Annotated in this window: 5 protein-coding genes; all 5 read right to left on the reverse strand. The window is 46.2% G+C overall.

All coding sequences use genetic code 11. From position 1 onward, the window contains the following. Positions 1-554, reverse strand: a 554-nt coding sequence (gldL, locus tag ACEW8S_RS19430) for a gliding motility protein GldL (protein WP_373519764.1), incomplete at its 3' end; no start/stop codon positions are given. A gap of 130 nt (positions 555-684) precedes the next feature. Further along, positions 685-2,040, reverse strand: a complete 1,356-nt coding sequence (gldK, locus tag ACEW8S_RS19435) for a gliding motility lipoprotein GldK (protein WP_373519765.1) — start codon at positions 2,038-2,040, stop codon at positions 685-687. A 123-nt stretch (positions 2,041-2,163) separates the two neighbouring features. After that, positions 2,164-3,321, reverse strand: coding sequence for a formimidoylglutamase (locus ACEW8S_RS19440; protein WP_373519766.1), 1,158 nt, complete (start codon positions 3,319-3,321; stop codon positions 2,164-2,166). Between the two features lie 4 nt (positions 3,322-3,325). Next, positions 3,326-5,839, reverse strand: coding sequence for a type I DNA topoisomerase (gene topA, locus ACEW8S_RS19445; RefSeq protein WP_373519767.1), 2,514 nt, complete (start codon positions 5,837-5,839; stop codon positions 3,326-3,328). Between the two features lie 117 nt (positions 5,840-5,956). Then, a partial coding sequence (locus tag ACEW8S_RS19450) for an LVIVD repeat-containing protein (protein WP_373519768.1) occupies positions 5,957-6,680 on the reverse strand: 724 nt, incomplete at its 5' end.

Below are 6,680 nucleotides of genomic sequence, written 5' to 3' on the forward strand. Positions count from 1 at the left end.
GCATTTTGCAATTGTTCCTCATTGACGGTAGCTTGCTTGCTGGCACTTTCCAATTGTACCTTATAAAGGCTATTTAACGATTCCATTTGAGCCGCTGCTTGAACCATTTCATCGGAATACTTACGGGTAGATTCCATAGCATCGACTGTTGGCGCGATACCTTTAGCGGCGCCTTCGAAGTTACGGATGCTAGTTCCCAAACTTTCCATCAAGTTGGCATCGACGCCGGCTTCCTTCAATAGGTTGTCCAATTTAGCGGACAAAGAAGCTTCGGCTTCCTTCATTTCGGCTTCGTTAGTTTTCCCTAGGGAAGTAGCACCACCTGCCAATTCTGGATAGACCAATGCCCAATCCAATTCATCGTCGACGGGTTCGAACGCACTAATTGCAAAAATAAGTGCCTCTGTAATAAGACCTACCGCTAGTAACAGACCCCCTGTAAGCGGACCAATTTCCCAGTGAAGGATTTTGAACAATGCACCAATGATTACTACCGATGCGCCAAGGCCATAGGCCATGTTGAATAATTTCTTTGTTGATTTTGACTGTGCCATAATTTAAGATTTAATTTGAAATTTAATGTTAATACTAAAGATTTGGTTAAAAGGTTTGATCTGTTCCGATGGCCACTCGGGGGTGTATTTGAAACTGGCCGAAAATCGATTATTAATTATTGAATACTTTTCACTGGGTCGAGTCTTCCTCGCCCATGTAATCCTGTACGGTACGGAAACCGATATAGCTACGTGCGGAGTCGGCATACTCATAATCTCGGGTGCTTACTTGCAAGAAGTAGGCAACATCTTTCCAAGACCCGCCACGGATCACTTTTCTCGCATTGGCCAAGGCACCGGCATTGGGGTTCATGGTCGACACGTAGTCGTAAGATGCGGGATCATAGCTTGAGTTCGTCCATTCGGCTACATTCCCGGCCATATTGTAAAGGTTGAAATCGTTCGGTTCATAAGACTTGGCCTCTACGGTATAGAGCGCCGCATCGGCCGCATAGTCGCCACGCTGTGGTTTGAAGTTCGCCATAAAACATCCGGTGTCGCTTATTACATACGGACCGCCCCATGGGTAGGTTCCACTTTCGATACCGCCTCTTGCGGCATATTCCCATTCGGCCTCGGTAGGCAGTCGGAATTGATTAACGAACTGTTTGCCGCGGCTTTTCTGATCGTCGTTCTTGTATTTCGTCCTCCAATTACAGAAAGCCCGGGCTTGATCCCATGAAACGCCCACAACGGGATATTCGCTGTAAGCGTCGTGCCAAAAATAATCGTTGTGCATCGGCTCGTTGTACGAATATTCGAAATCACGGATCCAAACCGTTGTATCGGGATAGATTTCCAATTCTTCTTGACGAATAAAGTCTTTTCTGTTCCCGGTTTTGGCGCGTGCGGCAGCTTCGATATCCATCCAGCTGTACTTGTACTTTAATTTGGTGACGTCGATCGTACGTTGGCCGTTATAGGATTGATCCTCTGAAATATACATGGAGTCCATAATCTCGGTGTAGTATTCATCCGGATATTCGGAAACGTCCCAGATTAATTGTTCATCCTTATTTAGGGCCCTTCCTTCAAAACCGGTTTCGCCCATACCGGCATAATTGTCGAGCATATACTTGTCATACGCTGAAAGTTTGGTCGTATCGGCATCCTTGAAAGCATAATCACCGATACCGCCTTCTTCGGGGCCTATTTGTAATTCATCGGCGAGCATGGCCAATTTTGTTCTCGTGATGGAATCCTTTACCCACTCCACAAACTGGCGGTATTCACTGTTCGTGATCTCGGTATCATCCATGTAGAACGATCTGACCGTAACGGTCTTGGTAGGTGCATTCAAGAGCTTGGCCTGATCCTCTTCTGATTTACCCATGATAAACGCTCCCCTAGGAATGAGTTCCATACCGTAAGGTTTTTCGGGATACCATTTTCTTCCTTCGGCCCCTACTAGCTCTCCTTTTGTTTTTGACCCGCAACTGCTGAGTAAAAAAACAAACGCTATAGATGATAACAATAGCTTTTTCATACTTTAGGTTAAATTTCGATTCTGATTATTGACTGCAAAAAAATTACGTTTATTCTACACTCTAAAACTGCGATTTAGTCAAATTATTGTATCGGCGGCAATTATACTTTATTTTTTTTTGCCCTAATTAAAGCCTTTTTTGTAAGCCTTATACCACCTTTCGGGAATGTTCTGGTCGCAGGCCTCCAGATAGTCTTTATTGGTGCAAGGTAATAACGCCGGTGAATTCGTTTTAGTATGCGGGGCCAAAATGGAAGGAACCTCGACCCACCACCTATCGGTAAGGTGGCTTTTGTAAAAGACCAACTGCTCGATTTCGGTCGGTACGTTATATTTAGTGAAGTTATCGGCCCTGTCGTAGGGCGATTCGGTGATACGGAAATTAAAACCTTCGATGAAATACCAGATGATCTGCGCCATTAATTGGGCGGACTGTACCGTATTTTCCATCTCATAGATACCAAAGATACTGACCTTATCACTGATACCCGCATATCTGGCGATAGCGCAAATTTCCCTGCCGGTAAAGCCGTTGGGCGAAAAATTATCGGATAGACCGATTTCACTGGCACGCACTGCACGAGCATCCATACTGATCATGTGGGCGTTGCGCAAAACGGGTTCCGCCAATGAAATATCGGCACCCAGCTCGCCGAGACGATATGCATCGAAAAAAAGCCGTTCCATTAAATCGATTTCTTCCTGGGCATTAAAATAGCTCTGATACCCGATGTTCGAAAAATTAAAAAGATTGTTGGGCTTCTCGGTGATAATTTTACTCATGTAGGAGTGCGACGAAATAAGCTCATCGTCCATCCCGAAATCAAAGCGACTGTCTACGGCTACCAAATTGACCAGTTCTTTGATACCGTCGAACGCCCGATAGGCAGGGTAGGTAATATCTTGGGTAGCCCCTATAATGACGGGGACGATATTTTTCCGCAATAGTTCGGCCACCACATTCCGGACGACAAAATAGGTGTCCTCTACCGTTTCGCCTTCTTCGATATTGCCCATATCGGCGAGGCTGGAATTCCAATTGCCGCGAAACAATTTGTAAAGTTGAATCCGGATAGCGGAAATATCCAGTTTTTCAGGTTTCTTCTCAAAGGCGTTACGGGATTCGTTTACGCCGATGATGGCGATGGATATGGATTCGAGGTCCGGAAGCCCGTGGCGTTTCGTGTGTATCTTCAGGTATTTTCCCAAGGCCTGTGCTGGAAGTAGTTCGCAGTGCGCCAGAACTTTGTCTTCGACGGGAGTCAGAAAATCGAATGCCATACGCCTACTTCTTCTTCGCTTTCGCTTTTTTCTTTGGTGCCGCCTGCTTCTTCGCGGCCTTTTTCTTCGGCGTTTTCTTCTCGATACGCTCTTTCGCCTCTGCCAAGGACATCTTGACTGCGTCCACCGATTTGGCCAACTCTACTTTGGTCTTTCCCTTTATTATATTATGCCGGCCCCATCGCGCTTTTTCAATGCGGATGCCTTCTTCCTCCCAATTTTGAACGACCTTATCGATTTCCTTTTGTTTTTTGGCCTCGATCAGTTCGATCAGGTCGGCCTGGGATAGGTTTTCGAAATCATACTTTTTGTTGACGTTGATAAAAATGCCGTCCCACTTTATAAAGGGTCCGAAACGGCCTGTCCCCTTCGTTACATCCTCGTTCTCATACCTAAAAATAGGCGCATCGGCCTCTTGCTTTTCCTTGATCAGCTCAACGGCCCTTTCGAAATCGACATCGAAGGCACTTTCATCTTTGCCGAGGGATACAAATTTTTTACCGAAACGCACGTACGGACCGTATCGGCCCACATTGGCCTCTACCTCCTCGCCTTCAAAAACCCCCAGTTTTCTTGGAAGCTTGAACAGTTCCATAGCCTCGTCGTAGGTTATCGTTGTCAGGGACTGGTCTGGCAACAGGCTGGCGAACTTGGGTTTTTCCTCATCGTCGACCGTGCCCATCTGCACCATCGGCCCGAAACGGCCCAAACGTACGGAGACCTGCCTGCCCGACTTTGGATCCTCGCCCAAGACCCGCTCCCCGCTGGCGCGGTCGGCGTTTTCCTCTACATCGAGCACCTTGGGATGAAAATCATTGTAAAAATTTTTCATCACCTTCTGCCAATCTTCCTCGCCCTCGGCGATTTCGTCAAATTCTTCTTCTACCCTAGCGGTAAAATTATAATCCAAAATGTTACCGAAATGGCTCACCAAAAAGTCGTTGACGATCATACCAATGTCCGTGGGCACCATCTTACCTTTATCGGAACCTACGGTCTCGGTCAGCCTTTTTTCATTGACCGCACCAGATTGTAATAACAACTGTACATATTTTCTTTCGACACCATCGACAGTACCCTTCTCGACATATCCCCTATTTTGAATGGTCGATATGGTCGGTGCGTAGGTAGAGGGCCGTCCGATACCCAACTCTTCCAATTTTTTTACGAGGGATGCTTCCGTAAAGCGGTAAGGCGGCCTTGTAAAACGTTCTGTCGCCGAAATATAATTGTTCAGCAAGGTTTCACCGACTTTCATGACGGGCAGCATCCCATCTTGCTCTTCGGGAGTATCTTCTTCATCGGAACTTTCTAGGTACACCTTAAGAAATCCGTCGAATTTAATGACCTCGCCATTGGCCGTAAATTCTTCGTCATGGGTGTTGGCCTTTATCTTTACATTGGTGCGCTCCAATTGCGCATCGCTCATCTGTGACGCAATGGTCCGTTTCCAGATCAGTTCGTAAAGTTTTGATTGGTCACGTTCCAAAGAGGGCGATGCATTGGTCATTTCTGTCGGGCGAATGGCCTCATGTGCTTCTTGGGCACCTTTTGATTTTCCCTTAAAGTTTCGAACGGTACTGTACTTTTCGCCGTAATTAGCGATAATGGCGTCTTTCGCGGCCGTGATGGCCTCGCTTGAAAGATTGACGCTATCGGTTCGCATGTAGGTAATCAATCCGGCTTCATACAAGCGCTGGGCCACCTGCATGGTTCTTCCTACCGAAAAATAGAGTTTTCTTGAGGCTTCCTGTTGTAAAGTGGAAGTGGTAAACGGTGCGGACGGCGATTTCTTGGCGGGTTTTTTGTCCAGATCCCCAATGGAAAAATCGGCGCCGATATTTTGGGTCAGAAATTTCTCGGCGGCTGATTTGGTCGAGAAGCTTTTATACAGTTTTGCAGTGAAGACACTGCCATCTTCCGTTTTGAATTCTGCGGATATTTTAAAGGATGCTTCTGGCGTAAAGCCTTCAATATCCCTTTCCCGCTCGACAATCAAACGTACGGCAACGGACTGAACCCGACCTGCGGATAGGCCCGGTTTGATTTTTTTCCACAGTACCGGGGATAGTTCATAGCCTACCAAACGGTCCAAAACACGGCGCGCCTGCTGTGCATTGACCAGGTTATAATTGATTTCCCGAGGATTCTCAATCGCCTTTTGGATGGCCGATTTCGTAATCGAGTTGAAAACGATACGCCGCGTCTTCTTCTTATCGAGCTTCAATTCCTCGGCCAAATGCCACGAAATGGCCTCCCCTTCACGGTCTTCATCGCTCGCCAGCCAGATAATATCCGCTTTGTCGGCAAGATCTTTCAGTTTTTTTACGAGTGCCTTCTTGTCTTTATCGACGATGTACTTGGGCTCAAAATTCTTCTCGACATCCACCCCCAATTCCTTGGAGGGCAAATCTGCGATATGCCCGAAACTGGACTCCACCTTAAAATCCTTTCCTAAAAATTTTTCTATCGTCTTTGCCTTTGCGGGCGACTCGACTATCACTAAATTCTTGGCCATATATGGTTTTTTCGTGGCACAAAAGTAATTGAATTTTTTAATTCCCGTTCATATCCTATATATAGGTATAAAAAAACGCCCCGAATTTCGGGGCGTTCCATTTTACATCAATGCATCTTAATTGAGCCGCAACGTACTCAACAATCTAATATTGTCATCCAAATACTTATATTGGTAAATAACATCCCTGCCGGTCATTAACAAGTTGTTTTCCAAGGGAATGACGTCGAAGGTATTGATATCCTTAAAATGGCTCAGTTGTACCAAATTATCGACATCGGTCTTATCGTACACCTTTAGACCCGAATCACCGTCGCAGATAAATAGTTTCTCGTCCTTTATCCCCAGACCGTAAGGTTCGTCCATAGGGTATTCTTTCTGCAATACGGGATTGGCAATGTTTGAAATGTCGATAATAAGCAATCCGCTTTCCGTTGCACCGCAAGCACTACCACCACGCAGTGTAACATAGGCATAATCGCCATCGACTACTACGGGATCGCAAGCCGTTCCGTGTTGAAATTCAGAAACATAGGTCGGAACGGCCGGTGAAGAAATATCATAGATGAACATTCCGCTCATACTGCCCAAAAACAGATATTGTCCCTGGTTAAAAATCGTTTCAATATCAAAACCCGCAGAAACAGGGCCCAAGGTCTTCGGGCTGCCAAGATCTGAGATATTAAAAATATTGATGTTGTGAAAATCAACGGCGTACAAGTAGTCGTCGACAATCTTAAAACGCGCCAATGAACCCCCTTGGCCGGTAGTGGAATTGGTGGGTGCCGCAGCATCCGCAAGTGCGTTGAAATTCCCTTCCCAAAAAACTCCATTTCCGTTC

The sequence above is a fragment of the Pricia sp. genome, from assembly GCF_041745955.1.
GTDB lineage: Bacteria > Bacteroidota > Bacteroidia > Flavobacteriales > Flavobacteriaceae > Pricia.

Bases quoted from the DNA above. Each gene is read 5' to 3' on its own strand.
- gldK (WP_373519765.1), bottom strand. From the start codon at position 2,040: ATGAAAAAGCTATTGTTATCATCTATAGCGTTTGTTTTTTTACTCAGC.
- ACEW8S_RS19440 (WP_373519766.1), bottom strand. From the start codon at position 3,321: ATGGCATTCGATTTTCTGACTCCCGTCGAAGACAAAGTTCTGGCGCAC.
- topA (WP_373519767.1), bottom strand. From the start codon at position 5,839: ATGGCCAAGAATTTAGTGATAGTCGAGTCGCCCGCAAAGGCAAAGACG.